The following is a 26,743-nucleotide window of genomic DNA, read 5'->3' as shown; positions in this document are numbered from 1 at the left end:
ACTGCCGTCCATGTGCTGAGGAGCAACACGTGTCGCGTCTGTTCACGTCCGAGTCCGTGACCCAGGGCCACCCCGACAAGATCTGCGACCAGATCTCCGACTCGGTCCTCGACGAGATGCTCCGGCAGGACCCTCGCTCGCGGGTCGCGGTCGAGACCATGGTCACCACAGGCCTCGTCCACGTCGCCGGCGAGGTCACCACCGAGGGGTATGTCGACATCCCCCGGATCGTGCGCGACACCGTGCTCGCGATCGGCTACGACAGCTCCACCAAGGGCTTCGACGGGCAGTCCTGCGGCGTCGAGATCTCCATCGGCCAGCAGAGCCCCGACATCGCCCAGGGCGTCGACACGGCCTACGAGTCCCGCACCGGCGCGGTGGACGCCCTCGACAAGCAGGGTGCCGGCGACCAGGGCCTGATGTTCGGCTACGCGTGCGACGACACGCCCGACCTCATGCCCCTGCCGATCCACCTGGCGCACCGCCTCTCCGAGCGCCTCACCGAGGTCCGCAAGGACGGGACGCTGCCCTACCTGCGTCCCGACGGCAAGACGCAGGTCACGATCGCCTACGACGGTGACCGCGCCGTCCGCGTGGACACCGTGGTGCTGTCGACGCAGCACGCCACCGACATCTCCCTGGAGGGGCTGCTCCAGCCCGACATCGTCAAGCACGTCTTCGAGCCCGTGCTTGCCGAGCACGCCGACGGTCTCGACGTCGAGGGCTACCGCACGCTGGTCAACCCGACCGGACGCTTCGAGATCGGCGGGCCCATGGGCGACGCCGGCCTGACCGGGCGCAAGATCATCGTCGACACCTACGGCGGCATGGCGCGCCACGGCGGCGGCGCCTTCTCCGGCAAGGACCCCTCGAAGGTCGATCGCTCCGCCGCCTACGCGACCCGCTGGGTCGCCAAGAACGTCGTGGCCGCGGGGCTCGCCCGCCGGTGCGAGATCCAGGTCGCCTACGCCATCGGCAAGGCCCAGCCCGTCGGGCTGTACGTCGAGACCTTCGGCACCGAGAGCGCCCCGGTGGAGGCGATCCAGCGGGCCATCACCTCGACCTTCGACCTGCGCCCGGCCGCGATCATCGACGACCTCGACCTGCTCCGGCCGATCTACGCCCGCACCGCGGCCTACGGCCACTTCGGCCGGACCGGCGGCGACGACGGCGGCTTCACCTGGGAGCGGACGGACCGCGTCGAGGCCCTGCAGCGCGCCGTCCGCGCCTAGGGCGTGTCCCGCTGATGCGGGTAGCGTGACGGCGCGGAGGGCCGCCACCAGGTAGGGACCCTCGACGAACGCCCGGCCGAGGAGCTCGCGAGCACCGCCCAGGTGTTGGGGATGAAGGTCACGGACTACGGGGGTCACGCTCACAGCGGGGCGACGGGGTCCGGCCAGGCGTGGGTATGTCGGCGGGGTGCGATAGAAACGTGGCCATGACGCAGGAGGACCGGGTGCCCGCCCAGGGGACCGTGGAGGCCGCGACGGGCGAGCAGCTGGCGCTCGTGCGGGCGCGCGTGCGCGGTGACCGGTCCCTGCCGCCGGCCGGGGGCACCACGCAGGGCGACCCGATCGCCGAGGTCCTCGTCGACCTGCCTCTGGCGCACCTCGACCGCCCCTTCGAGTACTCCGTCCCCGACGAGCTGGCCGCGACGGCCGTGCCCGGTGCGAGGGTGCGGGTCCGCTTCGCCGGTCAGGACGTCGACGGCTTCGTGATCGCCCGCAAGGAGCAGCCCGAGCACCAGGGGCGTCTCGCGCCCCTGCGGCGGGTGGTCAGCCCCGAGCCGGTGCTCACCCCGGCCGTCCTGGACACCTGCCGCGAGGTGGCCAGGGCCCGCGCCGGGACGGTGTCCGACGTCCTGCGCCTCGCCGTCCCCCCACGGCACGCGACGGCCGAGCGCAACCTGTCCGGCGAGCCGGCGCCGACGCCACCACGGCCCGACCCCGGGCCGTGGGGGGAGCTGCGCGCGGGCGATGCCTTCCTGCGGCACCTGGCGGAGGGTCGCTCGCCCCACGCCTGCTGGCAGGCGACGCCCAGCGGTGGGGACCCGGAGCGCGACTGGCCGCACCTGCTGGCGGTGGCGGCGGCCACCACGCTGTCCTCGGGACGTGGGGCGCTGCTCGTCGTGCCCGACCACCGCGACGTCGACCGGGTCGACGCGGCGCTGACGGCGGTGCTGGGCAAGGGCTCGCACGTGCGCCTCACCGCGGCGCAGGGCCCGCAGGCGCGCTACACGGCCTGGCTCAAGGTGCTGCGCGGGCACGTTCGCTGCGTCGTGGGCACCCGCGCCGCGATGTTCGCGCCGGTCCAGGACCTGGGGCTGGTGTCCTGGTGGGACGACGGGGACGACCTCCTCGCCGAGCCGCGGGCGCCCTACCCGCACGTGCGCGACGTGCTGCTGGCGCGGGCCCGTCGCGAGGGGGCCGCCGCCCTGGCCGGGGGCTTCGCCCGCTCGGTCGAGGTGCAGCGCCTGGTCGAGGCCGGCGCGATGCCGGTCGTGGCGGCCGACCCCGTCGCGCTCCGCCGGGCGGCTCCGCGCGTGGTGCTCGCGGGCGAGGGCCACGAGCAGGAGCGCGACGCGGCGGCGGCGAGCGCGCACCTGCCCTCGCTGGCCTGGCGGACGGCCAAGAAGGCCCTCGACTCCGGGCCCGTGCTGGTGCAGGTGCCGCGTCGTGGCTACGCACCCTCCCTGTCCTGCCAGGACTGTCGTGCCCCGGCTCGCTGCCCGGTCTGCCACGGCCCGCTCGGCCTCGGCGGCCGCGACGCGGCGCCCCGGTGCCGCTGGTGCGGGGCGACGGTGGCGCGCTACGAGTGTCCCGAGTGCGAGGGCAGCCGGCTGCGGTCGTCCGTGGTGGGGGCGAGGCGCACCGCCGAGGAGCTCGGCCGGGCCTTTCCCGGGGTGCCGGTCATCACGTCCGGCTCGGGCGAGGTCGTGGGCCGGGTCGGGTCGCGGCCCGCGCTGGTGATCGCCACGCCCGGCGCCGAGCCGGTCGCCGAGTCAGGCTATGCCGCCGTCCTGCTCCTGGACGCCTGGGCGAGCCTGGACCGCCCCGACCTGGACGCGTCCCTGGAGGCGCTGCGGCGCTGGCTCGGCGCCGCCGCGCTGGCCCGCGCGGCCTCCTCGGGCGCCGTCGCGGTCCTGTGCGGCGCCCCCACCGACCTCACCGTCCCGCCGGTGGAGGCGCTGGTGCGCTGGGACCCAGGCTGGCTGGCGGCCCGCGAGCTGGCCGAGCGCCGTGAGCTGTCCTTGCCGCCCGCCGTGGTGATGGCCAGCCTCGACGCGGAGCGGCACGCCCTGGCCGACGCGGTCGCCGCCGTGGGGCTGGCCGACACCGTCGAGCGGCTCGGCCCGCTGCCGGCGCCGCCCCCACCTGGTCCTCGCCGGGTGGGCGACGACCCTCCGCCGCGCCAACGGATCCTGCTGCGCACGGGCCACGAGCACGCCCTCGACCTCGCCGACGCCCTGCGGGCGATGCGCGCCACGCGCTCGGCGCGCAAGGAGCCCGAGACGGTGCACGTCGTGGTCGGCCCGCGCGACGCGGTGGTGTGACGGCGTACGGGGGTGGTCGACGGCATACGGTGGGGCCTGTCGGGCGACCACGAGGCGGAGGCGGGACGAGATGAGCAGGCAGACACGCGCGATGGTCTTCGACCTCGGGCAGGTGCTCGTCGCGTGGGACCCCCTGCCAGCCATCGCGGCCGGTGTCGGGGAGGAGCGTGCGCGGGCCTTCCTCGCCGCGGACGACTTCAGCTTCCACGACTGGAACCTCTCCCTCGACCGTGGCGTGCCCGTAACCGAGGCGGAGGACCGCGCGATCGCCGAGCACCCCCGGTACGCCGACGAGATCCGTTCCTACGCGGCCAACTTCGACAAGTCGCTCACGCACCAGATCAACGGGACCGTGCAGATCCTGCGGGAGCTGTACGACGCCAGGGTGCCGCTCTTCGCGCTGACCAACTGGTCCAGCGAGCTGTTCGAGCAGCACGCCCGGCCCCGCTTCGCCTTCCTGCAGGGCTTCATCGACGTCGTGGTGTCGGGCGCCGAGGGCGTGATCAAGCCGGACCCGGCGATCTTCAGCATCCTCGAGCAGCGCATGGGCATCCCCCTGACCGAGTGCTGCTACACCGACGACAACGCCCGCAACGTCGTGGCGGCGACGGCGTGCGGTCTCGACGCCGTCCGCTTCACCGGGCCGGAGCAGCTGCGCCGCGACCTGGTCGCCCGTGGGGCGCCGCTGCGACCCGCGTAGACTGGGACCGCCAGCCGTCGTCGCACCCACCAAGGACCGCAGCACGTGTCAGTCATGGACATCCGCCTGTTCGGCGACCCGGTCCTTCGCACCCCGGCCGCACCCGTGACGGACTTCGACGCCGAGCTGCGAGGTCTGGTCCAGGACCTGACCGACACCATGATCGACGCGCCGGGGGCGGGCCTCGCGGCACCTCAGCTGGGCGTCTCCCTGCGGGTGTTCACCTACTACGTCGACGGCGTCCTCGGGCACCTCGTCAACCCCTGCCTCGACCTGTCGCCGGAGACCCAGGACGGGGACGAGGGCTGCCTGTCCCTGCCGGGCCTGGCGTTCCCGACCCGACGCGCCCTGCGCGTCGTGGCCACCGGCCAGGACATGCACGGCGAGCCGGTCCGCCTCGAGGGGTCCGAGCTCCTCGCGCGCTGCGTCCAGCACGAGACCGACCACCTGGACGGGGTGCTCTTCATCGACCGGCTTGACCCCGAGCAGCGGCGCCTCGCGATGCGGGCGATCCGCGAGGCGCAGTGGTCCGGGTCGCCGGCGCCCACGGTCAAGGCCAGCCCCCACCTGTCCGGTTCGGCCTTCGGCCTCTAGGAGCCCGCCATGCGTCTCGTCTTCGCCGGCACCCCGGCCGTCGCCCTGCCCAGCCTGGAGGCCCTGCTCGGGTCGTCCCACGACGTCGTCGCGGTCATCACCCGACCCGACGCGCGCGCCGGACGAGGCCGCACCCTGGTCCCGTCGCCGGTCAGGGCCCGCGCGGAGGGGGCCGGGCTCCCGGTCCTCACCCCCCGCAGCCTGCGTGACCCGGAGGTGCTCGAGCGACTGCGCGAGCTCGCGCCCGACTGCTGCCCCGTGGTCGCCTACGGTGGGCTGGTGCCCCCGACGGCGCTGGCCGTCCCCCCGCGAGGCTGGGTCAACCTGCACTTCTCCGTGCTGCCGGCCTGGCGGGGTGCCGCTCCCGTCCAGCGCGCGGTCATGGCCGGCGACGAGATCACCGGGGCGACCACCTTCCTGCTCGAAGAGGGTCTGGACACCGGGCCGGTCCTGGGGAGGATGACGGAGGCCGTCCGCCCGACCGACACGGCCGGTGACCTGCTGGACCGGCTCGCCGTCGCCGGGTCCGGCCTGCTGGTGGAGACCCTCGACGCGATCGAGGCGGACGCGATCCAGGCCGTGCCGCAGCGCCCCGACGGCGTGTCCCACGCGCCCAAGCTGACCGTGGAGGAGGCCCGGATCAGCTGGGCCGCACCCGGCTTCGCCATCGACCGCCAGGTGCGAGGGTGCACCCCGGACCCCGGCGCGTGGACGACCTTCCGGGGCGAGCGCCTCGGCATCGGGCCGGTCACGGTCGACTCCCGACCCGACCTCGGGCCGGGCGAGGTCGAGGCCGGCAAGCGGGAGGTCGTGGTCGGGACCGCGACCACGGCGGTGCGGCTGTGGACCGTCCGTCCGCAGGGCAAGCGCGAGATGGCCGCCGCCGACTGGGCGCGTGGCGTGCGGATCACCGACGAGGACGTGATGGGCCAGTGACCTCCCCCGACGACCGGCGTGCCGACGGGCCCGCGCGGCGCCACCGCCCCGAGGGCCGCCGCGGGCCCCGGCCGCGGAGTGCGCAGCGCCCCTCCGAGCGCGCCCGCAGCGGTGACCCGGCGCGGCTCACCGCCTACACCGTGCTGCGCAGCGTCGCCGAGGGCGGCTACGCCAACCTGGAGCTGCCGCGCCTCCTGCGTGGCCACGCGATGGAGGGTCGCGACGCGGCCTTCACCACCGAGCTCACCTATGGGACGCTGCGGTGGCAGGGCCTGTACGACGCCGTCCTCGCCGATGCCGCCGGTCGCTCCGTCGACAAGATCGACCCGCCGGTGCTCGACACGCTGCGTCTCGGGGCGCACCAGGCGCTGGGGATGCGCGTCCCCGCCCACGCCGCCGTCGCCGAGACGGTCGGGCTGGCGCGGCAGGTCAACGGGGCCGGCGCGGCGGGCTTCGTCAACGCCGTGCTGCGCAGGGTCAGCGAGCGGTCCCGGCAGGAGTGGCTCGGCCGGGTCCTGCCCACCGGCACCGGCACGGACCGGCTGGCCGTCGAGCACTCGCACCCGGAGTGGATCGTCAGGGCCCTGCGCGCCGCGCTCGTCGCGCACGGCGCGGCGTCCCCGGACACCGTCGACCACGAGCTGGTCGCGCTGCTGGAGGCCGACAACGACCCGGCGGACGTCATGCTCGTGGCGCGCCCCGGCCTGGTGGGCGTCGCCGAGCTGGTCCGGCTCGGCGCCGAGCCGGCCCCCGTCTCACCGGTCGGCGCGGTGCTGCGCAGCGGCGACCCCGGGGCTCTGGCCCCCGTCCGTGACGGACGGGCCGCCGTCCAGGACGAGGGCTCGCAGCTGCTGGCCCTCGCGCTCGCCGCGGTGCCGGTCGACAGCATCGACGACTACCCCGAGGAGTGGCTCGACCTGTGCGCCGGCCCGGGCGGCAAGGCCGGGCTGCTGGCGGCGCTGTCCGTGGGCCGGGCCTACCTCACGGCGAACGAGGTGAGCCCCCACCGGGCCGACCTCGTCCGCCAGGGGTTGCGAGCCGCCGTGGCGGCCGGGGCCGGTGTGGACGTGCGGGTGGGCGACGGCCGGGACGTCGGCGTGGACGAGCCGGGCCGCTACGACCGCGTGCTCGTCGACGCCCCCTGCACCGGGCTGGGCGCGCTGCGGCGCCGCCCGGAGGCCCGGTGGCGCCGCACCCCGGCGGACCTGGCTGCCCTCACCCAGCTGCAGCGCGAGCTGCTGGCCTCGGCCATCGACGCGACCCGTCCCGGGGGTGTCATCGGCTACGCGACCTGCAGCCCGCACGTCAACGAGACCACCTTCGTGGTGCAGGACGTGGCGGGGCGCCGGGACGACGTCGAGGTGCTGGACGCCCGGGAGGCCATGCTCACGGTGGCCCCGGGCCTGGACCTGGCGGGGGAGGGTCCGCAGGTGCAGCTCTGGCCCCACCGCAACGCGACCGACGGGATGTTCCTGGCCCTGCTGCGCAAGCGCTGACCGACGGCGAGACCTCCGGCGGACGGCGGCTCGCCTAGGCTGGGCCCGTGCAGATCTCGCCCAGCATCCTGTCCGCCGACTTCGCCAACCTGGAGCACGAGCTCGACCGCATCGGCAACGCCGACTGGGCTCACGTGGACGTGATGGACGGCCACTTCGTGCCCAACCTCACGCTGGGGCTGCCCGTCGTCGAGGCACTCGCGCGGGTGAGCCCGATCCCGCTCGACTGCCACCTGATGATCGACGACCCGGACCGTTGGGCGCCCGCGTACGTCGAGGCCGGGGCCGGGTCGGCGACCTTCCACGTCGAGGCGACCCGCGACCCGCGCGGGCTCGCCCGGGCCCTGCGCGCCGCGGGTGGCCGGGCGGGCATGGCGCTGAAGCCGGGCACCGCCTTCGCGCCCTACGCCGACCTCGTGCCCGAGCTCGACATGATCCTCGTGATGACGGTCGAGCCCGGGTTCGGCGGCCAGTCCTTCATGGCCGACCAGCTGCCCAAGGTGAGGGAGGTCCGCGAGGCGGTGAGGCGCCACGGCGGCGAGGTGTGGGTGCAGGTCGACGGCGGGGTGTCCCTCACGACCATCGAGCGGTGCGCCGAGGCGGGGGCCGACGTCTTCGTGGCCGGGTCCGCGGTCTACGGCGCCGAGGACGCGGCGGCGGCGGTCGACCACCTGCGTGGGCTCGTGGCGGCGCACGCCGGATGACTAGTCACGCTAGGTATCCGCACCTAGTTACTCTCCGTGCGATTTGTCGTACTATGCGTGCGTACGACTTCTCGAGGGAGAGGGGTTCCGGTGCCAGCGACCAGTCGCGCAGCGCTCGAGTGCCTGCGGCGTGTGCCAGCCCTGGCGCGCCAGGCCGGTGCGGAGGGAGGCGGCCCCGCCGGGGCTCGGATGGACGCGGTCCCGCGTCGCGGACGACGTCATACGGCCGTCACCGGGAGCCGTAGGCTGTAGCGCGTGAAGACCTTCGACCAGCTGTTCGCCGAGCTCACCGACAAGGCCGCGACCCGGCCGGAAGGCTCCGGCACGGTGGCCGAGCTCGACCAGGGCGTGCACTTCATCGGCAAGAAGATCGTCGAGGAGGCCGCCGAGGTGTGGATGGCGGCCGAGCACGAGGGTGACGAGCGCGCCGCCGAGGAGATCAGCCAGCTGCTCTACCACCTCCAGGTCCTCATGCTCGCCCGGGGCATCGGCCTGGACGACGTCTACGCCCACCTCTGACCGGAGACCCCATGCTGCGAGTCGCCGTCCCCAACAAGGGGTCGCTGTCCGAGCCCGCCACGACGATCATGAAGGAAGCGGGCTACGCCCAGCGTCGTGACACCAAGGAGCTCGTGCTCACCGATGCCGACAACGGCGTCGAGTTCTTCTACCTGCGCCCCCGTGACGTGGCGGTGTACGTCGGAGCGGGCACCGTCGACCTCGGCATCACGGGTCGCGACCTGCTGCTCGACTCCGGCAGCACCGCGCGCGAGGTCATGGCGCTGGGCTTCGCCCGGTCGACCTTCAGGTTCGCCGCGCCCGCGGGGTCCATGGACGCCGTGAGCGACATCGACGGCCGGCGCGTGGCGACGTCCTACTCAGGCCTGGTCCGCTCCCACCTCGACGAGCACGGCATCACCGCCGAGGTCGTCCATCTCGACGGCGCGGTGGAGACCGCGGTCACGCTGGGCGTGGCCGACCTGATCGCCGACGTGGTCGAGACCGGCACGACGCTGCGCAACGCGGGCCTCGAGGTGTTCGGCGACCCCATCCTGCGCAGCGAGGCGGTGCTCATCAGCCGGTCCGACGCCGGTGCCGCGACGCAGGGTGAGCCCGACCCCGCCCTGGACACCCTGCGGCGGCGGCTGCACGGCGTGCTCGTCGCCCGGCAGTACGTCCTCATGGACTACGACTGCCCGGCCGAGCTGGTCGAGCGGGCCGTCGCCGTCACGCCGGGCCTGGAGTCGCCCACGGTCTCGCCCCTGCACGACCGCGCCTGGGTGGCCGTGCGGTCCATGGTGCCCCGCAAGCAGACGAACGCCGTGATGGACGAGCTCTACCGCATCGGCGCGCGGGGCATCCTGGTCACCGACATCGCCGCGTGCCGGCTGTGACCGCGGCCGGATGAGCGCCGTCGACCGGCCGGGGCCGTCGCCCTACGACCCCTTCCAGCCGCGCCGGGGACGGGCCGTGGCCCTGGGCGCCGGGGTCGTCAGCCTGGTGCTGTTCTGCGTCCTCGCGGCGCTGGTCCCCGGCGGGGCCCGGGGCTTCGGTGCCGTCGATCGGCTCATGCTCGTGGGGTGCGGTGTCGCGATCGCCGCCGTGCTCGCGCGGTATGCCGCGATCCGGGCCATCCCCGACGAGTCTGGTCTGACCGTCCGCAACCTGATGACGACGCGGCACCTGCCGTGGACCAGCATCGAGGCGGTGCGGTTCGGGCACGGTGACCCCTGGGTGTCCGTGGTGCTCGACGACACCGAGACGGTCGCGGTGATGGCCATCCAGCGGGCCGACGGCCTGGGGTCCCAGGCGCAGGCCGGGCGCCTCGCAGCCCTGGTGGAGTCCCACCGCCCGCGTCGCGGCGAGGACGACCGGCTCCGGGAGGTCTGAGCTTGCTCATTCGGCCGTCCGGGGCCTCCCCCCTCGCTAGAGTTGCTGGGTGGATCGTCTCGAAGCCGTCGTCCAGCCCTACGACTGGGGCTCCCGCTACGTCATCGCCACCCTCCAGGGCAGGCCGACGCCGTCCCCCGGGCCCGAGGCCGAGCTGTGGATCGGGGCCCACCCCGGTGCCCCTGCCCTGCTCGAGCGGGAGCAGGGTCTGACCACGCTCCACCGGGTCATCGCGGCCGATCCCGAGCAGGAGCTCGGCGTCGCCTGCGCGAGCCGGTTCGACGGGCGCCTCCCCTTCCTGCTCAAGGTCCTGGCCGTGGAGAAGGCGCTGTCCATCCAGGTCCACCCCGACCGGGCCCAGGCGCAGGAGGGGTGGTCACGGGAGGACGCCGCGTCGATCCCGCTGCGCGACCCGGCCCGCAACTACAAGGACGACTGGCCCAAGCCGGAGGCCGTGCTGGCGCTCACCGAGTTCGAGGCGCTGGCGGGCTTTCGCAGCGTGGAGGAGGCGGCCCGCATCGTCGAGCACCTCCAGGTGCCCGCGCTGGCCACCGTCGTCGACGCCCTGCGCTCGGGGGAGGACCAGGCACAGGTCCGTGCGCTCACCACCTTGCTCCACTGGCCCATGCGCGAGCGGGACCAGCTCCTCGCCGACGTCGAGTGGCGCTGCGGGGAGCTCGCGGACGACCCCGGCGTGGCGGACGAGGACCGAGCCGCCTTCCGCGCCGCCGTGCGCATCGCGCGCCAGCACCCGGGGGACATCGGGCTGGTGGCCTCCCTCCTGCTGCAGCACGTGACGCTCAGCCCGGGCGAGGGGCTGTTCATGCCGGCCGGCGGTCTGCACTGCTACCTGCAGGGGACGGGCATCGAGCTGCTCGCCAACTCGGACAACGTGGTGCGCGCCGGCCTGACGTCCAAACATGTCGACGTCGACGAGCTGCTGCGCCTGCTCGACCCCGCGGTGACCGTCCCGACCCTGCGCCCGGTCGAGGTCGCCCCGGGACTCACGCACTTCGAGACGCCGGCTCCGGAGTTCGACCTGCTCCGCTGCACGGTGGGCGAGGGTGGCGCGACGGCCGGTGGCCGGCACCTCCCCGGTGACGGCGCTCCGCGCCTGCTGCTGTGCCTCGAGGGCGAGGTCACCGTGACCGACGACGCGGGAGACCAGGTGGTGCTCGGACGGGGAGAGAGCTGCTACTCGCCCGCGACGGACTCGGGACTCGTGCTGACGGGTCGTGGCGACGTCGTGATCGGCACGACCGGTCGCTAGGATGACGCGGGCCGGACGCTCCGGCCGGCGAGGAGCATGACCTGATGGCGCTGTGGACGCTGCACAACGGGGGAGTCCTGGAACCGGGAGCCGTGGTGGCCCCGCACGAGCGGCTCGGCTGGGGCAAGACCATCGGGCTGGGCGCCCAGCACGTCGTGGCGATGTTCGGTGCGACCTTCGTCTTCCCGATCCTCATGGGGCTCAACCCGCAGCTCGCGGTGATGATGAGCGGCGTCGCGACGCTGCTGTTCCTCGCGATCGTGCGCGGTCGGGTGCCGAGCTACCTGGGCTCGTCGGCCTCGTTCGTCGGGGTGGCGACCGCCATCTATGCCGCGGGCGGGTCCCCGGCGCACGTCTCCGGGGCGATGCTCTGGTGCGGGGTCGCCCTCGCCGTCGTGGGTGTCGTCATCCACCTCGCCGGCGCCACCGTGATCCACCGCACGCTGCCGCCCGTCGTGACGGGCGCGGTCGTCATGCTCATCGGCTTCAACCTTGCGCCCGTGGTCGCCCGCACCTACTGGCCGCAGGACCAGTGGGTGGCGCTGGTCGTGATGCTGGTCGTCGTGCTGCTCAACGTCGGCGTGCGGGGGTTCCTGTCCCGGGTCGCGATCTTCCTCGCCCTGCTGATCGGGTATGCCGTGTCCTGGGTCCTCGACCTCGTGGCCGGCCCCATCACGAGCTTCCAGCCCGGCGCAGTCTCCGCGCAGAACCCCACCGGCGTCGTCGAGCACCTCCGCGTCGACTGGTCGGCCGTGAGCGCAGCCCCGTGGTTCGGCTTCCCGCCCGCCACGTCCGGCACCACGGTCGGCTGGCACCTGCCGCAGTTCTCCCTCGCCTACGCCCTGCTCGCCCTGCCCGTCGTCATCGCCCTCATCGCCGAGAACACCGGCCACGTCAAGGCCGTCGCAGAGATGACGGGGGCGCCCCTCGACCAGGAGATGGGCAGGGCCATCATGGCCGACGGGCTGGGGTCCGTCCTCGCCACGGGGGTGGGGGCCGGTCCCACCACCACGTATGCCGAGAACATCGGCGTCATGGCCGCCACCCGCGTCTACTCCACGGCCGCATACGTCGTGGCAGCCCTGGTGGCGATCGTGTTCGGCTTCTCCCCGAAGTTCGGCGCGATCATCTCCGCCACCCCGGGAGGCGTCCTCGGCGGCATCTGCGTGGTGCTCTACGGCATGATCGGCCTGCTCGGCGCCAAGATCTGGAAGGAGAACGGCGTCGACTTCGGCAACCCCGTCAACCTGGTCCCCGTCGCGGCCGGCATCATCATCGGGATCGGGGACACCTCGCTGCGGATCACCGACGACTTCACCCTCGGCGGCATCGCTCTGGGCACCGTCGTCACCGTCGCGCTCTACCACCTCGCGCACGCGGTCGCGCCGCGGCACCTGAGCGACACCGCCGGGGGCAGCAGCCTCGTCCTGGACACCCCCGGGATGTACGTCGACGAGGACTACGTCGAGGACGACGTCGAGGACGGCAAGAACGACGGCGAGGCGCGACGCCGGCGCTGAGGGGCTACTCGCTACTCGCTACTCGGTTGTCGGTGGGGCGTGTCCTTGCCGAGGTCGGCCTCCAGCACGCGCCGGATCTCGTGCTGGGCGGCGTCGAAGGACAGGCCGAGCACCTGCAGCAGGTCGACGACGATGGACCGCAGCTGCGCCCGGATCACCTCGGCGGACAGCGTGGCGTCCGGGTCGGGGTCGCGGGTCAGCCGCCCGATCTCGAGCAGCTCCGGCTCCAGCTCCTCCGACAGCTCGCCGACGCTGAGGGCGTCGGAGATGTGGTCGACCGCCTCGGCGAGCCGGTCGATGGCGTCGGTGTAGCGGTCGGGGACGTGCTCGGCGTTCTGCAGCGCGACGGTGGCGCGGCGGATCAGCACCCGCATGTTGCGGATGGCACGGTCCATCGGCTCCATGAGGTTGGCGACCTCCTCCACCGCCGGCCGGTGGCGCCGGTGGAAGGGGGTCACCCGCATCACCTCGAGGCTGTCCGCGGAGAAGCCGCGCAGCGCCGTCAGGTCACGCTCGGTGGCGCGGGCCGCGGCCAGCGCCTCCTCACAGGCGTCGAGGTCGTCGTCGCGCAGGGCGGAGGAGGTGGTGTGCAGCAGGTCGCCGATGGCGTCGAGGATCTTGCTCGCCTGGCTGCGCGGCTTGACCAGGGACGAGCTGGGCACCAGGGACGCGAACACCAGGGCCACGACCGCGCCCACGAGCGCCTCGAACCAGCGACCGAAGGCGCCCTGCGGCGCCGCGGCCAGCAGGGCGACGATCATGCCCTGGATGCCTGCCTGGTTGGCCATGAGGGTGCCGGCGCCGAGCAGCGTGGCGATCGTCATACCGGCACTGACGATCAGGAGGATCTGCCAGGGGCCGATCCCGAACAGGTGCACGAAGGACTCGCCGATGAAGGCGCCCACCGCCACGCCGACGGTGATCTCGATCGCGCGCCGCAGCCGCTGGCCGTAGGTCATGCCGAGCGCCACGATCGCGGCGACGGGGGCGAACAGCGGCACGCCGACGTCGAAGCCGTAGTGCGCGATGGAGTAGGCGGTCATGGCGGCGAGTGCGCACTGGGCGATGAAGAACAGCCGCTGACGCAGGCGCCGCGCGCTGCGCAGCGCCCCTCGCCGCGACACGCGCGCGGACGACCGGCCGAGGTCGGCCGCGCGCTCGCCCCAGCGGACCTGACGGGTGGCGCCCACGTCAGTTCTGCTCGTAGGCGGCCAGAACCAGCGCCACCCACTCCTCGACCGTGCGCCCCGTGCGGTCCTTCGAGGAGCGGGTGACCGCGTCCTTCGTGCCCTTCGGTTCGTTGCCCACCGGCTCATTGTCCCGTATCCACGACCAGGTCGGCGTGCTCCCGGGTCGCGTGCCCGGCGAAGTGCGCGGACTCCTGGCCGGCCCAGCGCTCCCAGTGCGGGGCGTAGGACTCGCCGTCGCGCTCGAGCCCCCGACGCCTGCGGGTCTCGCGGTCCGCCTCCAGCCAGGCCAGGGCCGCCAGCCGAGGCCGTATGACGTCCGCCCCGCACCCCACGCCCTCGACGACGAGCCAGGCTGTGGCGCAAAGAATCTCGTGCCGCTCGGCGTAGGCGCCGCGCGCCCAGTCGTAGCGCTGGTAGGCGCCGTCCCGCCCCTGCGCCAGCGGCTCGACGACCTGGGACGAGAGCAGGGTCACCGCGGCGGCCAGACCGTCCCAGCCGGGATAGAGGTCGTCCATGTGCACGACGACGACGTGGCCGCCCGTCCGGCGCAGGTGCGCCTCCAGGTGCGCCGCGAGCGTGGTCTTGCCGGAGCCGCTCGGCCCGTCGACCGCCACGACCCGGGTGCCGCAGGGCAGGGCGGGTCGCCGCCTGGCGATGGTGACCAGCCGGGTGGCGGCGCTGGCGAGGGGAGGCACGGACCGAGCCTAGGCACACCGGTGGGCCGCCCGGATAGGATCTGCTGGTGCCTGTCGCGATCCGTGTCATCCCCTGCCTGGACGTCGACGCCGGACGCGTCGTCAAGGGCGTCAACTTCGAGAACCTCCGCGACGCCGGCGACCCCGTCGAGCTGGCCCGCAGCTATGACGCGCAGGGCGCCGACGAGCTGACCTTCCTCGACGTGACCGCGAGCTCGGGCAACCGGGAGACGACATACGAGATGGTGCGGCACTGCGCGGAGCAGGTGTTCATCCCGTTGACCGTCGGCGGGGGAGTGCGCACCCCCGAGGACGTCGACCGGCTGCTGCGAGCCGGCGCCGACAAGGTCGGGGTCAACACCGCCGCGATCGCCCGTCCCGAGGTGATCAGCGAGATCGCCGACCGGTTCGGCAACCAGGTGCTCGTGCTCTCGGCCGACGTGCGTCGCCGGCGCGACGAGCAGGGCCGGGTGGTCGAGGGGTTCGAGGTCACCACGCATGGTGGCAAGCGGGGCACGGGCATCGACGCCGTGGAGTGGTGCGCCCGGGCCGAGCGGCTCGGCGCGGGGGAGATCCTGCTGAACTCCATGGACGCCGACGGCACCAAGGACGGCTTCGACCTCGAGCTGATCCGGCTCGTGCGGCGGGAGGTGCGCGTCCCGCTGATCGCGTCCGGCGGCGCGGGCGCCCTCGAGCACTTAGCCCCGGCCGTCGAGGCGGGGGCCGACGCCGTGCTCGCCGCCAGCGTCTTCCACTACGGCGAGCTGACGATCGGTCAGGTCAAGGACGCGTTGCGCGCCGCCGGGCACGAGGTCCGCTGAGCGGGGCGGTCAGAGGCCGAGCGGCGTCTGACGGAACGCCCGGTCCGCCTCGGGGGAGCCCTCGACGGTCACGTCGGCGGCCGCCGTCCGCCCGGACAGATAGAGCAGGAGATCGCCCGGTCGACCCGTGAGCGAGACCGCACTCGCCCCGGTGGGCTTGCGCAGCACCTGCTCGCCGTGCCCCGGCGCCACCACGGTGACCCCGACCTTGCAGCGCAGCAGGGTCATCCGGCCCATCGTCGAGACCATCCGCCACAGGGCCGCCTCGAGCTCGGGCGTCATGGGGACCTGCGCCTTGGGCTCCTGGGCGCGGAGCACGTCCTCGTGATGGATGTAGAACTCCGCCAGGTTGACCCGCTCGGCGATGGCGGGGATGCGGGTCGGGGCGTAGGCCGGGGGTCCGAAGCGCACGAGGTCGACCAGCTCCGGCCAGGGGCGCGCGGCATACGACTGCTGCACCGCGTCGGTGTGGCCCGAGAGTGCCGGGACCAGGATGCCGGGCATGGCGTCGGGGCGGCGGTCACGGGTCGCGAGGTGAGCGGCGAGGTCGCGCGTCGTCCACCCCTCGTCGAGGGTGGGGGCGTCGGGCCCCACGCGGTCGAAGAGGTCGGACAGGGCCTGGCGCTGGGCGTGGGCGAGCGAGGTCATGACCCCATCCTGGCACCGAACCCGGTGGCCCCGGAGCCTCCCGGCGTGCTGGTCTCGCACGTGCTCGCCCACGAGACGGGGTGACCGGGCACCCGGTCGACTTGGCACAATGACCTGGTGACCCCCGACGCCGCCATACGGCCACCCGCCCTGGACCCGACCATCGCGAGCCGCCTCAAGCGCGACGACCACGGACTGGTCGCGGCGGTCGTGCAGCAGCACGACACGGGGGAGGTGCTCATGGTGGGGTGGATGGACGACGAGGCGCTACGGCGGACGCTGACCGAGGGGCGAGTGACCTTCTGGAGCCGCAGCCGTCGTGAGTACTGGCGCAAGGGGGACACCTCCGGGCACGCGCAGCACGTCAAGGGCGTCGCGATCGACTGCGACGGCGACGCGCTGCTGGTGCGCGTGGACCAGGTCGGCGCGGCCTGCCACACCGGGCAGCGGACCTGCTTCCACACCGATCTGCCTGCGGCAGAAGGGAACCGACCGTGACCGACCAGGCCTCTGAGCACCTCCCCGACCTGGGCTTCGGGACGACCTGGCCGGGCCTTGACACCTTCCGCGAGCTGGCGCGGGACCGCCGCGTGATCCCCGTCGTGCGGCGGCTGCTGGCCGACGCCGAGACGCCGCTGTCGGTCTACCGCAAGCTCGCCCAGGACCGCCCCGGCACCTTCCTGTTCGAGTCGGCGGAGCACGGCGGCGTGTGGTCGCGCTACTCGATCGTCGGGGCGGCCAGCCTGGCCACCCTCACCGAGCGCGGCGGGTCGGCCACCTGGCTCGGGGACGTGCCCGCGGGGATCCCCACCGACGGCAGCCCGGTGGAGGTCCTGCGCGACACGGTCGAGGTGCTCGGCACCGAGCCCCTGGCCGGTCTCCCGCCGCTGACCGGCGGCATGGTGGGCTTCGTCGGGTACGACGCGGTGCGCCGGTGGGAGCGTGTGCCCGACCACGCCGAGGACGTGCTCGGCCTGCCCGAGCTGGCCATGATGCTGGCGACGGACCTCGCGGTGATGGACCACGCGGACGGCTCGATCCTGCTGGTGGCCAACGCGATCAACGTGGACGACACGGACGAGCGCGTGGACGAGGCGCACGCCGGGGCGGTGGAGCGGCTCGACCGGATGGTGCGCGAGCTGGCGGCCCCCGCGCCCAGCACCGTCGCGGTCGTCGAGCCGGCGGCTCCCGAGGCCACGAGCAACATGACCCCGTCGGAGTTCCACGCCATGGTGGAGCAGGGCAAGGAGGCGATCCGGGCGGGCGAGGTCTTCCAGGTCGTCCTGGCGCAGCGGTTCAGCGTGCCCTGCCCGGCCGACGCCCTGGACGTCTATCGCGTCCTGCGCGCCTCCAACCCCAGCCCCTACATGTATCTCCTGCGCTGCCCCGACCCCGACGGCGGCAGCTACGACATCGTCGGGTCCTCGCCGGAGGCGCTGGTCAAGGTCACCGGGCGGCGCGTCATCACCCACCCGATCGCCGGGTCCCGCCCTCGCGGCGCCGGTCCCGAGGAGGACGTCCAGCTCGAGAAGGACCTGCTGGCCGACCCCAAGGAGCGCTCCGAGCACGTCATGCTCGTCGACCTGTCCCGCAACGACCTGCAGCGGGTCTGCGACGCCGGCACGGTCGACACGGTGGAGTTCATGACGATCCGGCGCTACAGCCACATCATGCACATCGAGTCCACGGTCGTCGGTCGCCTCGCACAGGGACGGAGCGCGTATGACGTCCTGGCCGCCACCTTCCCCGCCGGCACGCTGTCCGGGGCGCCCAAGCCCCGCGCGCTCAGCCTGATCGACGAGCTCGAGCCCAGCCGCCGCGGGCTCTACGGGGGAGTGGTCGGCTACCTCGACTTCCACGGCGACCTCGACATGGCGATCGCCATCCGCACCGCGCTCATCCGCGACGGCGTCGCGCACGTGCAGGCGGGCGGCGGGATCGTGGCGGACTCGGTCCCCGAGCTGGAGTTCCAGGAGTCCTGCAACAAGGCCGCGGCGGCCCTGAGGGCGGTCGCGGCGGCGTCCGGGCTGCGGGCGCCGTGACGCCCGCTCGGTCGGTCGTGCTCCCGGCCGTGCTGGGGGCGGGGGTCGTGCTGGGGCTGGCGACCCAGCCCTGGGCCACCGGCAGCTCCGCCGACGCCCTCGTCGGGGGGCGCGCCGTCACCGCCAGCGGCTCCTCCCTGGTGCCGCTCGCCGGGGCACTGGCGCTCGCGGCCGGTGCGGCCTCGGTCGTGGCCGTCACCGGTGGGCGGGTGGTGCGCCGGGTCGCCGCGGCCCTGCTGCTGGCGTCCGCGCTCGGCTGCGCGGCCGCGATCGGGTGGTTCCTCACCGACCCCGCCTCCCCGCTGGCCGCCGACCTCGCGACCCGCACCGGCCGCACCTCGCCTCCACGGGTGAGCGCGTCGGCGACCTGGGCGGCGTGGGCCGCGCTCGCCGCGACGCTGCTGCCGACAGCCGCGGGCGTGGCCGCGCTGCGGCTCGCTGGTCGCACCCGAGGGCTGTCGGGCCGCTACGACTCCCCGGCGGCGGGCCCGCCCGAGCAGGCGCCGGCTCGTGAGGAGTCCCTCTGGGACGAGGTGAGCCGCGGTGACACGGACGACACCGGCGGGGCCGGCGACACCGGTGGCGCCGCACCGCACGAGCCCCGCCGACCTGACACAATGACGCCAGACCGTCCCGCCGCAGAGACCAGACCCTCACGCCCCGACGAGGAGCCAGACCGATGATCCAAGACCGCCCCGACTCCGCCCCCTCCGCCAACGAGCGGGTGACGCACGACACGCACGGCCAGTCGATGGCCGCCTGGGCCGCCGTGGGCGTCCTGCTCCTCGGCGCGGTCGTGATGTCCCTCGCGGTGGTCTTCGCCAACTGGTTCTGGATCGCCGTGGGCGCGCTCATCCTCGCGGCCGGCCCGATTGTCGGCATCGGCATGGCCAAGGCCGGTTACGGCGCCGGCGGCCCCAAGGACCGCTTCACCAACAGCGCGCACCACCACTGAGGCGCCCAGCGCCCCACCCCACAGATCGTGAGGGTTTGGTCCACAAGCGTGGATGTTAGGTCCGGGGACATTTGAGACTGGCATGTCCTGGATCATGTGAGACACGTGATTCGGGGCGTGTGGGGCGCTGAGTGCGCTATCCCTTGCGGATGTGCAGGAAGCGGGCGGCGGTCATGCAGCTGTTGGACAACGCGTTGAAGATCGAGGCCGAGCACGGCACGGACGCGGCGTTCCCGCAAGGGTTCGCCGCGTTCGTGCGCTCGCACGGCCTGCCTCGAGCCACGGCCTATCGACACCGAGAACGTGTCAAGCTCGAGGGACGGTGGCAGCCGCGGTCCCGAGCGCCTCGGAACCGACCGAACGCCACTCCTGAGCGGGTGCGTGCGCGGGTGATCGCGCTGCGCGAGGAACTGGGCCCGGACAACGGCGCGGACATGATCCGGGCCGCGCTGCTGGTCGAAGCGGCCGAGCAGGACTGGGCCTCGCAGGGTTTGGTGGTGCCGGCCCGGTCGACGATCAACGCGATCTTGGACCGGGCTGGGCTGCTCACCAAAACGCCTCGTAAGCGGCCCCGCTCGTCCTACCGACGGTTCGTGTACGCGCGACCGCGGGACTGCTACCAGATCGACGGGACCACCATCACCGGGCTGCCGGTGGGACGGGTGTGCGTGATCGAGGTCCTGGACGACTGCACCCGCACCCTGGTCGCCACCCGTGCCTGCTGGGCCGAAACCACCAAAGACGCGATCGCCGCGGTCAACGCCGCCATCGCCAGCTACGGGGCACCGGCGATCGTCCTGTCCGACAACGGGACCGCGTTCTCCACCACCGCCCGCCGTGGCGGCACCCAACGATCACGGTTCGCGCAGAACCTCGACCGGCACGGCGTCCGGCTGATCCACTCCAGCCCGTACCACCCCCAGACCTGCGGGAAGGTCGAACGGCACCACCAGACCTTCAACAAGTGGCTCGCAGCCAGCGGGCACCAGCCCCAGACGCTGACGCACATGCAGGCCCTATGCGACCAGTACCAGGACTGGTACAACACCCAACGCTGGCACTCGGCCATCCGCGCTACCCCCGCCGCCACCTGGGCCAACGCCCCAGCGCTCGGCGGCCCCACCAGCCTGCCCGCTCAGACCGACGCCCACATCTACGCCGCCCGCGTCGACAAGACCGGCCGAGTCTGGATGCACGGCACCAGCATCACCATCGGACGGGCCCACACCGGACAGACGATGACCGTCGTGATCGACGGGCAGCACGCCAACGTCCACGACCACGACGGCCATCACCTCGGCCACCTCACCCTCGACCGCGACCGACGCAACCAAGGCCAGCTCATCGCCTAACCTGTCTCACATCCATCGAGACATCGCGTCCCACATGTACCGAGACACGACATCCACAAGCGTGGACCAAACCCTCACGATATTCGTGGGGCGCGCGTCAGGGCGCCCCAGCTGAGACTCAGCGCTTGTTGAACTCGTCCGTGACGCACTGCTGCATCTTGGCCGGGTCCTGGTCGTACTGCTGGCACTTCTGCGCGAGGTCCGCGAACATGATCGTGAACACCAGCATCGCGATCCCCATCACGGTGCCGATGATGCCGAGGATCAGACCCGCCATCGACAGGCCCTTGCCCCCGACGAGGCCCTGCTTGGCCTTCTTGTTGCCCATCACGCCGAGGACGATCGCGACGATGCCGGCGAGCAGGCCCGGCCAGCCCCCGCAGCACGCGAGCGGGATCGACAGGATGCCGAGGATCAGGGCGATGATGCCCAGCACGTTCGTGCCCTGCGGCTGCGGGGCGTAGCCCTGGCCGTAGGGCTGGTCCCCGTAGGGCGGCTGGTCCCCGTCATACGGCTGAGCGCCACCAGTCTGACCGTCGGCCGGCTGGTAGGGCTGGCTCCCGTAGGGCTGGCTCCCGTAGGGCTGGCTGCCGTACGCGCCGCCCGAGGCGGGACGCTCGGGCTCGCCGGCCGGGGGCGGCGGGTTCTGCGGGTGGTCGGTCATGGATTTCCCCTCTCGTCGGTGACGGACACGCCCGTCAGGGCGGCGCTGCCACGCTAGCCGCCGGCCCGGGGCGCGCCGTGGACGTCACCCGTGCGTCCGCAGGTCGTGGCCGTATCGTGGCCTGGTGCAGCAGACCTCCACCCCGGCACCGGCCCCCGCCGGCCCGCGGGCAAGGCCCGCCCTGCCGCTGGGGCTGCTGACCGGCGAGGCCCTGGCGCTCGGCACCCTGGCCGTGCGGGATCCCCACGTGGCGGGGTCGTGGGGGAGCTGCCCGTTCCTGACGATCACCGGTATGCCGTGCCCGTGGTGCGGAGGCCTCCGCTCGGTCAACGACCTCGTGCGCGGCGACCTGCTCGCCGCCGTGTCGTCCAGCGCCCCCACCCTGCTTGCGGTGGTGGCCGTCGTGGCCGGCACCATCGCCTGGGTCGTGGTGGCCTGGCGGGCGGCCCGCGTCGGGGGAGCGGACCCGGTCGTCATACGTCTGCAGGAGGCCCCGGCCGGACGCTGGGCCGCAGCGGTGCTCCTGCTGTGGTGCGCCTTCGGCGTGGCCCGCTGGTGGGCGCCGCTGTCGTGGTGGCAGCCCTAGCCGACGGGTGGACGGATTCGGTGACCGCGCCACCAGTGGCTAGCCTGAGGCCGTGGCTTCGGTACTCGACGACATCATCGGCGGCGTCCGCGACGATCTCGCGCGCCGTCAGGCGCAGGCCTCCCTGGAGGAGCTGAAGCAGCGCGCCTCGCAGGTCGAGCCCGCCAAGGACGCCCGAGCCGCCCTCGCCGCGGGCCGCACCGCCGGTGTCCGGGTGATCGCCGAGGTCAAGCGGTCGAGCCCCAGCAAGGGCGCCCTGGCCCTGATCGCCGACCCGGCCGGGCTCGCAGCCGACTACCAGGCCGGCGGGGCCAGCGTCATCAGCGTCCTCACCGAGGAGCGCAGGTTCGGCGGGAGCCTGGCCGACCTCGACACGGTGCGGGCCGCCGTGGACGTGCCGGTGCTGCGCAAGGACTTCATGGTCGAGCCCTACCAGCTGTGGGAGGCGCGGGCGCACGGCGCCGATGTCATCCTGCTCATCGTGGCGGCCCTCGAGCAGCCCGTCCTGGTCTCGATGCGTGAGCGTGCCGAGTCCCTCGGCATGACGGCCCTGGTCGAGGTGCACGACGAGGACGAGGCGCGCCGGGCCCTCGACGCCGGCGCCCGGGTCGTCGGCGTCAACAACCGCAACCTCAAGACACTCGAGGTCGACCGCTCGACCTTCGGCCGGGTCGCCGCGGTGCTGCCCGACACGGTCGTGCGGGTCGCCGAGTCGGGGGTCCGCGGACCGCACGACGTGCTCGAGCTCGCCCGCGCCGGCGCCGACGCGGTCCTCGTCGGAGAGTCCCTCGTCACCGGGGGCAGCCCGCGGGACGCCGTCGCCGAGCTCGTCGCTGCCGGCGCCCACCCGGCCCTGCGCCACTGACCAGATCCGGAGACGCCGTATGACGAACCTCAGCCACCGCAGCCCCAGCGACGCCCAGCCGGGCGACCCGGTCGGCCGGTTCGGCGACTTCGGCGGGCGCTACGTCCCCGAGGCTCTCGTGGCCGCGCTCGACGAGCTCGACGAGCAGCGGCAGAAGGCCGCCCGTGACCCCGAGTTCGTCGCCGAGCTCGAGCGGCTGCAGCGGACCTACACCGGCCGGCCGAGCATCATCACCGAGGTGCCGCGCTTCGCCGAGCACTGCGGGGGAGCGCGGGTCATCCTCAAGCGGGAGGACCTCAACCACACGGGCTCCCACAAGATCAACAACGTCCTCGGCCAGGCCCTGCTGACGCGCCGGATGGGCAAGACCCGCGTCATCGCCGAGACGGGCGCCGGGCAGCACGGCGTGGCGACGGCCACCGCGGCGGCCCTGATGGGGCTCGAGTGCGTCGTCTACATGGGGGAGCGGGACACCGAGCGACAGGCGCTCAACGTCGCCCGCATGCGGCTCCTCGGGGCCGAGGTCGTCCCGGTGACGCACGGCAGCCGCACCCTCAAGGACGCGGTCAACGAGGCCTTCCGCGACTGGGTGGCCAACGTGGCCACCACCCACTACGTGCTGGGGACGGTCACCGGGCCGCACCCCTTCCCGGAGATGGTCCGGGACTTCCACAAGGTGATCGGCGAGGAGGCGCGCGAGCAGGTCCTCGAGCTCGTCGGCCGGCTGCCGGACGCCGTGTGCGCGTGCGTGGGCGGCGGGTCCAACGCGATGGGGATCTTCCACGCCTTCGTGCCCGACCGGCAGGTGCGGCTGGTCGGCCTCGAGGGCGGCGGCGAGGGTGTGGAGTCCGGGCGCCACGCCTCACGGTTCTCGACCGGCACCCCGGGCGTGCTCCACGGCGCCTTCACCTACCTCCTGCAGGACGACGAGGGCCAGACGATCGAGTCCCACTCGGTCTCGGCGGGCCTCGACTACCCCAGCGTCGGGCCCGAGCACGCCGCCCTGCACGCCTCCGGCCGCGCGGAGTACCACCCGATCACCGACGACGAGGCGATGGAGGCCTTCCGACTGCTCACCCGCACCGAGGGGATCCTGCCCGCGATCGAGTCCAGCCACGCGCTCGCGGGCGCCATGAAGCTCGGCCGTGAGCTCGGGCCCGACGCGGTCATCCTCGTCAGCCTGTCGGGGCGCGGGGACAAGGACGTCGACAGCGCCGCCCGGTGGTTCGGGCTGATGGACGGCGAGGACTTCGCCCGGGCCGAGCAGATCAAGGCCGCCGAGCCCGTCGCCGACAACGAAGGGGTGGGCCAGTGAGCTCCCGGGTCACCGACGTCCTGCGGCGGTGCCGCGACGAGCACCGGGCCGCCCTGGTGGGCTACCTGCCCGTCGGCTACCCCGACGTCGACCGCTCGATCGAGGCCATGGTCGCCATGGTCGAGGCGGGCGTCGACGTCGTCGAGGTCGGCATCCCCTACAGCGACCCCGTCATGGACGGCCCGGTGATCCAGGACGCCGCCGTGCGGGCCCTGGCCGGCGGGGTGCGGCTCGCCGACGCCTTCCGTGCGGTCCGGGCCATCACCGATGCCGGGGGCGCCGCGGTCTGCATGACCTACATCAACCCCGTCCTGCGGTATGGCGTCGACCGGTTCGCCGCCGAGCTGGCCGCCAACGGCGGATCGGGGCTCATCACCCCCGACCTGATCCCTGACGAGGCCGGCGCGTGGATCGAGGCGGCCGAGCGCCACGACCTCGACCGCATCTTCCTCGTCGCCCCGTCCTCGACCACCGAGCGTCTGGCGAGCACGGCGGCCGCCTGCCGCGGGTTCGTCTACGTCACCGCCCTCATGGGCGTCACCGGGGCCCGGGCCGCCGTCGGGCCCGAGGCGGCCCACCTCATCGAGCGGACCCGTGCCGTCACCGACACCCCGCTGTGCGTCGGGCTCGGCGTCTCCACCCGCGAGCAGGCGGCCCAGGTGGCGTCGTACGCCGACGGGGTCATCGTCGGGTCGGCCCTCGTGCGGGCGCTCACCGACGGTGTCGAGGAGCTGCAGGGCGTCGTGCGCGAGCTCGCCGCGGGGGTCCGGGAGGGCGGCCGATGAGCGCGGGTCGCTGGGGTGGCTGGGTGGGCCTGGTGGCCCGGCTCGTGCTGGGCGTCGTGCTGCTCGTCTCGGGCTACCTCAAGGTCGGCTCGCTCGAGTCCTCCGCCGAGGCCGTGCGCGCCTTCAAGATCCTGCCCTTCGACCTGGCCAACCTGGTCGGATATGTCCTGCCGGTGCTGGAGCTGGCCATCGGCGCGCTGCTGGTGCTCGGGCTGTTCACCCGTCTGGCCGCGGTCGCGGGCAGTCTGCTGATGGTCGCCTTCCTCATCGGCATCGTCAGCGTGTGGGTGCGCGGCATCTCCATCGACTGCGGCTGCTTCGGCGGGGGAGGCGTCGTGGCGCCCGAGGACACCAACTACCTGTGGGACGTCGTGCGCGACGCCGGCCTGCTGCTCTGCGGCGTGTGGCTGACGATCCGACCGCGCACCCCTGCGAGCATGGACCGATGGCTCTTCGGAGCCCCGACCAGACACTGATCGAGGAGCACCACCGATGAGCACGAGCTACGAGGAACGGCGCCGCAAGGCGCAGGCCGCGGCCCCGAGGGACAACAAGGCCAAGGTCGCAGCGGCGGCAGCGTTGGTCGCGCTGCTCGTCCTGGCCGCGGTCGGCTGGGCCATCTGGTCGCAGCAGTCCCACAAGAGCGAGGTCGCGGACACGATCGCCAACGCCTCGACGCCGCCCAACGCCACGACGGACGGCGGCGGGATCGTCGCCAACCCCGGCAAGGCCAAGGCCGGGGCCCCGACGCTCGTGATCTACGAGGACTTCCAGTGCCCCATCTGCAAGCAGGTCGAGGACGTCGTCGGCCCGACGGTGACCACGCTCGCCGACCAGGGCAAGGTCAGGCTCGAGTACCACCTGCGCAGCTTCCTGGACACCAACATCCAGCGGGCCATGCCCAACGTCCCCAACCCCGACTCGTCGCTGCGGGCGGCCTCGGCAGCGAGCTGCGCCGATGCGGCAGGACGGTTCAAGGCCTACCACGACGTCGTGTTCAAGCATCAGCCCGAGGAGGGCAAGGGCTACACCGACCAGCAGCTGCGCGTGGACTTCGCCCAGGAGGCCGGGCTGAGCGGTGACTCCCTCGCCGGCTTCCAGGCCTGCGTCCAGGACAAGAAGATGCAGGGCTATGCGACCAAGATGGAGCAGGTCGGCCAGCAGAAGGGCAACACGGGCACCCCCCAGTACCTCCTGAACGGCAAGGAGCTGTCCTTCCAGACCCTCGCCCAGGACCCGACCCAGCTCGAGAAGGACGTCGCCGCGGCGACGAAGTGACCCGGTGACGCCCATCCTCGCCGAGATCCCCAGCCCGACGCAGGGGGTCTGGCACCTCGGCCCCCTGCCCCTGCGTGCCTACGCGCTGTGCATCCTGGCGGGCATCCTCGTGGCGGTGTGGCTGACCCAGCGCCGGCTCGCGGCGCGCGGGGGTGACCCCGAGCGGGTCGTCGACGTGGCCATGTGGGCCGTGCCCTTCGGCATCGTCGGGGGCCGGCTCTACCACGTCATCTCCTCGCCGCAGGCGTACTTCGGGGAGGGTGGCCACCCCCTGGACGCCGTCAAGATCTGGAACGGCGGCCTCGGCATCTGGGGAGCGGTCGCGCTGGGGGCGCTGGGGGCGTGGATCGGCTGCCGGCGCAGCGGCGTGTCCTACCTCCACTTCGCCGACGCCCTGGCCCCGGGCCTGCTGGTCGCCCAGGCGATCGGCCGGTGGGGCAACTGGTTCAACAACGAGCTGTACGGCGGCCCGACCGACCTGCCCTGGGCGCTGCGGATCCACGAGTGGGACGCAGCTGCGGGGGAGGCGGTGCGGGACGTGTCGGGCCAGGCCATCGTCCTAGGCCACTACCACCCGACCTTCCTTTACGAGTCGCTGTGGTGCCTGGGGGTGGCGGCCCTGCTGGTGTGGGCCGACCGGCGCCTCGACCTGCGACGGGGCCAGGTCTTCGCGCTCTACGTCGTGGGCTACACGCTGGGGCGGGCGTGGATCGAGATGATGCGCGTCGACGAGGCCAACCACGTGCTGGGGTTGCGGCTCAACGTCTGGACCAGCCTCGTCGTACTCGCCTTCGGTCTGGCATGGTTCGTCCTGGCTCGTCGAGGGCCGCACAGCGTCTCGACAAACGACCCGATGGAATCTCATACTTCGGAATGAATAACGA

29 protein-coding genes are annotated in these 26,743 nt (G+C 73.3%); 25 read left to right on the top strand and 4 right to left on the bottom strand.

Annotated elements, in window-relative coordinates:
• The first annotated feature begins 29 nt into the window (after positions 1-29).
• From metK to ACF3NS_RS13170, 12 genes are all read left to right on the top strand, one after another.
• On the top strand, positions 30-1,232 hold the full coding sequence (gene metK / locus ACF3NS_RS13225) for a methionine adenosyltransferase (RefSeq protein WP_311966721.1): 1,203 nt from the start codon (positions 30-32) through the stop codon (positions 1,230-1,232).
• A 206-nt stretch (positions 1,233-1,438) separates the two neighbouring features.
• A complete protein-coding gene (locus tag ACF3NS_RS13220; RefSeq protein ID WP_195849247.1) occupies positions 1,439-3,553 on the top strand; it encodes a primosomal protein N' in 2,115 nt (704 codons plus the stop codon).
• Positions 3,554-3,623: 70 nt separating this feature from the next.
• Positions 3,624-4,253 carry an HAD-IA family hydrolase gene (locus ACF3NS_RS13215; RefSeq protein ID WP_154594416.1) on the top strand — a complete coding sequence of 210 codons (630 nt, stop codon included), beginning with the start codon at positions 3,624-3,626 and terminating at the stop codon, positions 4,251-4,253.
• Between the two features lie 45 nt (positions 4,254-4,298).
• A complete protein-coding gene (def, locus tag ACF3NS_RS13210; RefSeq protein WP_288800228.1) occupies positions 4,299-4,847 on the top strand; it encodes a peptide deformylase in 549 nt (182 codons plus the stop codon).
• 9 nt (positions 4,848-4,856) lie between these two features.
• Positions 4,857-5,783 (top strand): methionyl-tRNA formyltransferase, encoded by a 927-nt coding sequence (gene fmt / locus ACF3NS_RS13205; RefSeq protein WP_392466560.1) that lies wholly within the window; start codon positions 4,857-4,859, stop codon positions 5,781-5,783.
• Complete coding sequence (locus tag ACF3NS_RS13200) at positions 5,780-7,279, top strand: RsmB/NOP family class I SAM-dependent RNA methyltransferase (protein ID WP_289033397.1); 1,500 nt, start codon at positions 5,780-5,782, stop codon at positions 7,277-7,279. Before fmt ends, ACF3NS_RS13200 begins: the two co-directional genes overlap by 4 nt.
• A 47-nt stretch (positions 7,280-7,326) precedes the next feature.
• A complete protein-coding gene (rpe, locus tag ACF3NS_RS13195) occupies positions 7,327-7,983 on the top strand; it encodes a ribulose-phosphate 3-epimerase (RefSeq protein ID WP_289033395.1) in 657 nt (218 codons plus the stop codon).
• Positions 7,984-8,238: 255 nt separating this feature from the next.
• Positions 8,239-8,502 carry a phosphoribosyl-ATP diphosphatase gene (locus ACF3NS_RS13190; RefSeq protein WP_288799827.1) on the top strand — a complete coding sequence of 88 codons (264 nt, stop codon included), beginning with the start codon at positions 8,239-8,241 and terminating at the stop codon, positions 8,500-8,502.
• A gap of 11 nt (positions 8,503-8,513) precedes the next feature.
• The gene (hisG, locus tag ACF3NS_RS13185; protein ID WP_154594413.1) at positions 8,514-9,377 is read left to right on the top strand and encodes an ATP phosphoribosyltransferase; all 864 of its coding nucleotides are present in this window, start codon (positions 8,514-8,516) and stop codon (positions 9,375-9,377) included.
• A 10-nt stretch (positions 9,378-9,387) separates the two neighbouring features.
• Positions 9,388-9,873 (top strand): PH domain-containing protein, encoded by a 486-nt coding sequence (locus ACF3NS_RS13180; protein ID WP_154594412.1) that lies wholly within the window; start codon positions 9,388-9,390, stop codon positions 9,871-9,873.
• 49 nt (positions 9,874-9,922) lie between these two features.
• Positions 9,923-11,143: a mannose-6-phosphate isomerase, class I gene (gene manA / locus ACF3NS_RS13175; RefSeq protein ID WP_154594411.1), complete on the top strand. Its 1,221-nt coding sequence runs from the start codon at positions 9,923-9,925 to the stop codon at positions 11,141-11,143.
• A gap of 44 nt (positions 11,144-11,187) precedes the next feature.
• A complete protein-coding gene (locus ACF3NS_RS13170) occupies positions 11,188-12,663 on the top strand; it encodes a uracil-xanthine permease family protein (protein ID WP_392466557.1) in 1,476 nt (491 codons plus the stop codon).
• 11 nt (positions 12,664-12,674) lie between these two features.
• Here ACF3NS_RS13170 and ACF3NS_RS13165 read toward each other — a convergent pair whose 3' ends face one another.
• Entirely contained in the window at positions 12,675-13,853 is a 1,179-nt protein-coding gene (locus ACF3NS_RS13165; RefSeq protein ID WP_392466556.1) for an aromatic acid exporter family protein, read from the bottom strand.
• 122 nt (positions 13,854-13,975) lie between these two features.
• The gene (locus ACF3NS_RS13160) at positions 13,976-14,548 is read right to left on the bottom strand and encodes a uridine kinase (RefSeq protein WP_289033944.1); all 573 of its coding nucleotides are present in this window, start codon (positions 14,546-14,548) and stop codon (positions 13,976-13,978) included.
• 47 nt (positions 14,549-14,595) lie between these two features.
• Here ACF3NS_RS13160 and hisF point away from each other — a divergent pair, with 47 nt between their 5' ends.
• Positions 14,596-15,369 carry an imidazole glycerol phosphate synthase subunit HisF gene (hisF, locus tag ACF3NS_RS13155; protein WP_392466553.1) on the top strand — a complete coding sequence of 258 codons (774 nt, stop codon included), beginning with the start codon at positions 14,596-14,598 and terminating at the stop codon, positions 15,367-15,369.
• 9 nt (positions 15,370-15,378) lie between these two features.
• On the opposite strand, the gene ACF3NS_RS13150 is transcribed toward hisF, so the two are convergent.
• A complete protein-coding gene (locus ACF3NS_RS13150) occupies positions 15,379-16,017 on the bottom strand; it encodes a TIGR03085 family metal-binding protein (protein ID WP_392466552.1) in 639 nt (212 codons plus the stop codon).
• Between the two features lie 117 nt (positions 16,018-16,134).
• Between ACF3NS_RS13150 and hisI the strand changes: the two genes are divergently transcribed.
• From hisI to ACF3NS_RS13125, 5 genes are all read left to right on the top strand, one after another.
• Positions 16,135-16,515 (top strand): phosphoribosyl-AMP cyclohydrolase, encoded by a 381-nt coding sequence (gene hisI, locus ACF3NS_RS13145; RefSeq protein WP_289033249.1) that lies wholly within the window; start codon positions 16,135-16,137, stop codon positions 16,513-16,515.
• Entirely contained in the window at positions 16,512-18,059 is a 1,548-nt protein-coding gene (locus tag ACF3NS_RS13140) for an anthranilate synthase component I (protein WP_311966719.1), read from the top strand. The genes hisI and ACF3NS_RS13140 overlap by 4 nt, the downstream gene beginning before the upstream one ends.
• A complete protein-coding gene (locus ACF3NS_RS13135) occupies positions 18,056-18,742 on the top strand; it encodes a Trp biosynthesis-associated membrane protein (protein WP_195849245.1) in 687 nt (228 codons plus the stop codon). Before ACF3NS_RS13140 ends, ACF3NS_RS13135 begins: the two co-directional genes overlap by 4 nt.
• The gene (locus tag ACF3NS_RS13130; protein ID WP_154594402.1) at positions 18,739-19,014 is read left to right on the top strand and encodes an HGxxPAAW family protein; all 276 of its coding nucleotides are present in this window, start codon (positions 18,739-18,741) and stop codon (positions 19,012-19,014) included. The genes ACF3NS_RS13135 and ACF3NS_RS13130 overlap by 4 nt, the downstream gene beginning before the upstream one ends.
• Positions 19,015-19,187: 173 nt before the next feature.
• Entirely contained in the window at positions 19,188-20,366 is a 1,179-nt protein-coding gene (locus ACF3NS_RS13125) for a DDE-type integrase/transposase/recombinase (protein WP_392466547.1), read from the top strand.
• A 118-nt stretch (positions 20,367-20,484) separates the two neighbouring features.
• On the opposite strand, the gene ACF3NS_RS13120 is transcribed toward ACF3NS_RS13125, so the two are convergent.
• Entirely contained in the window at positions 20,485-21,030 is a 546-nt protein-coding gene (locus ACF3NS_RS13120; RefSeq protein ID WP_392466544.1) for a hypothetical protein, read from the bottom strand.
• A 124-nt stretch (positions 21,031-21,154) separates the two neighbouring features.
• Between ACF3NS_RS13120 and ACF3NS_RS13115 the strand changes: the two genes are divergently transcribed.
• The 7 genes from ACF3NS_RS13115 to lgt are packed head-to-tail and all read left to right on the top strand — an operon-like array spanning position 21,155 to position 26,736.
• A complete protein-coding gene (locus ACF3NS_RS13115; protein ID WP_392466542.1) occupies positions 21,155-21,616 on the top strand; it encodes a DUF2752 domain-containing protein in 462 nt (153 codons plus the stop codon).
• Between the two features lie 52 nt (positions 21,617-21,668).
• Complete coding sequence (gene trpC / locus ACF3NS_RS13110; RefSeq protein ID WP_311966331.1) at positions 21,669-22,481, top strand: indole-3-glycerol phosphate synthase TrpC; 813 nt, start codon at positions 21,669-21,671, stop codon at positions 22,479-22,481.
• 19 nt (positions 22,482-22,500) lie between these two features.
• Positions 22,501-23,796: a tryptophan synthase subunit beta gene (gene trpB, locus ACF3NS_RS13105; protein WP_392466539.1), complete on the top strand. Its 1,296-nt coding sequence runs from the start codon at positions 22,501-22,503 to the stop codon at positions 23,794-23,796.
• Positions 23,793-24,581, top strand: coding sequence for a tryptophan synthase subunit alpha (trpA, locus tag ACF3NS_RS13100; RefSeq protein ID WP_392466538.1), 789 nt, complete (start codon positions 23,793-23,795; stop codon positions 24,579-24,581). Before trpB ends, trpA begins: the two co-directional genes overlap by 4 nt.
• Positions 24,578-25,057 carry a MauE/DoxX family redox-associated membrane protein gene (locus tag ACF3NS_RS13095; RefSeq protein WP_154591939.1) on the top strand — a complete coding sequence of 160 codons (480 nt, stop codon included), beginning with the start codon at positions 24,578-24,580 and terminating at the stop codon, positions 25,055-25,057. The genes trpA and ACF3NS_RS13095 overlap by 4 nt, the downstream gene beginning before the upstream one ends.
• 16 nt (positions 25,058-25,073) lie before the next feature.
• On the top strand, positions 25,074-25,859 hold the full coding sequence (locus ACF3NS_RS13090) for a thioredoxin domain-containing protein (protein ID WP_154591938.1): 786 nt from the start codon (positions 25,074-25,076) through the stop codon (positions 25,857-25,859).
• Positions 25,860-25,863: 4 nt separating this feature from the next.
• On the top strand, positions 25,864-26,736 hold the full coding sequence (gene lgt, locus ACF3NS_RS13085) for a prolipoprotein diacylglyceryl transferase (protein WP_392466535.1): 873 nt from the start codon (positions 25,864-25,866) through the stop codon (positions 26,734-26,736).
• Positions 26,737-26,743 lie beyond the last annotated feature (7 nt).

The sequence above is a fragment of the Arsenicicoccus cauae genome (assembly GCF_043162025.1).
GTDB classification, from domain to species: Bacteria; Actinomycetota; Actinomycetes; order Actinomycetales; family Dermatophilaceae; genus Arsenicicoccus; species Arsenicicoccus cauae.
The sequence above is the reverse complement of the archived record's forward strand: the minus strand, read 5'-3'. Positions and strand labels throughout refer to the sequence as shown.

Bases quoted from the DNA above. Each gene is read 5' to 3' on its own strand.
- ACF3NS_RS13180 (WP_154594412.1), top strand. From the start codon at position 9,388: ATGAGCGCCGTCGACCGGCCGGGGCCGTCGCCCTACGACCCCTTCCAG.
- hisG (WP_154594413.1), top strand. From the start codon at position 8,514: ATGCTGCGAGTCGCCGTCCCCAACAAGGGGTCGCTGTCCGAGCCCGCC.
- ACF3NS_RS13090 (WP_154591938.1), top strand. From the start codon at position 25,074: ATGAGCACGAGCTACGAGGAACGGCGCCGCAAGGCGCAGGCCGCGGCC.
- fmt (WP_392466560.1), top strand. From the start codon at position 4,857: ATGCGTCTCGTCTTCGCCGGCACCCCGGCCGTCGCCCTGCCCAGCCTG.
- ACF3NS_RS13220 (WP_195849247.1), top strand. From the start codon at position 1,439: ATGACGCAGGAGGACCGGGTGCCCGCCCAGGGGACCGTGGAGGCCGCG.
- ACF3NS_RS13170 (WP_392466557.1), top strand. From the start codon at position 11,188: ATGGCGCTGTGGACGCTGCACAACGGGGGAGTCCTGGAACCGGGAGCC.
- trpB (WP_392466539.1), top strand. From the start codon at position 22,501: ATGACGAACCTCAGCCACCGCAGCCCCAGCGACGCCCAGCCGGGCGAC.
- ACF3NS_RS13130 (WP_154594402.1), top strand. From the start codon at position 18,739: ATGATCCAAGACCGCCCCGACTCCGCCCCCTCCGCCAACGAGCGGGTG.
- ACF3NS_RS13215 (WP_154594416.1), top strand. From the start codon at position 3,624: ATGAGCAGGCAGACACGCGCGATGGTCTTCGACCTCGGGCAGGTGCTC.
- ACF3NS_RS13125 (WP_392466547.1), top strand. From the start codon at position 19,188: ATGCAGCTGTTGGACAACGCGTTGAAGATCGAGGCCGAGCACGGCACG.
- ACF3NS_RS13095 (WP_154591939.1), top strand. From the start codon at position 24,578: ATGAGCGCGGGTCGCTGGGGTGGCTGGGTGGGCCTGGTGGCCCGGCTC.
- ACF3NS_RS13150 (WP_392466552.1), bottom strand. From the start codon at position 16,017: ATGACCTCGCTCGCCCACGCCCAGCGCCAGGCCCTGTCCGACCTCTTC.
- ACF3NS_RS13120 (WP_392466544.1), bottom strand. From the start codon at position 21,030: ATGACCGACCACCCGCAGAACCCGCCGCCCCCGGCCGGCGAGCCCGAG.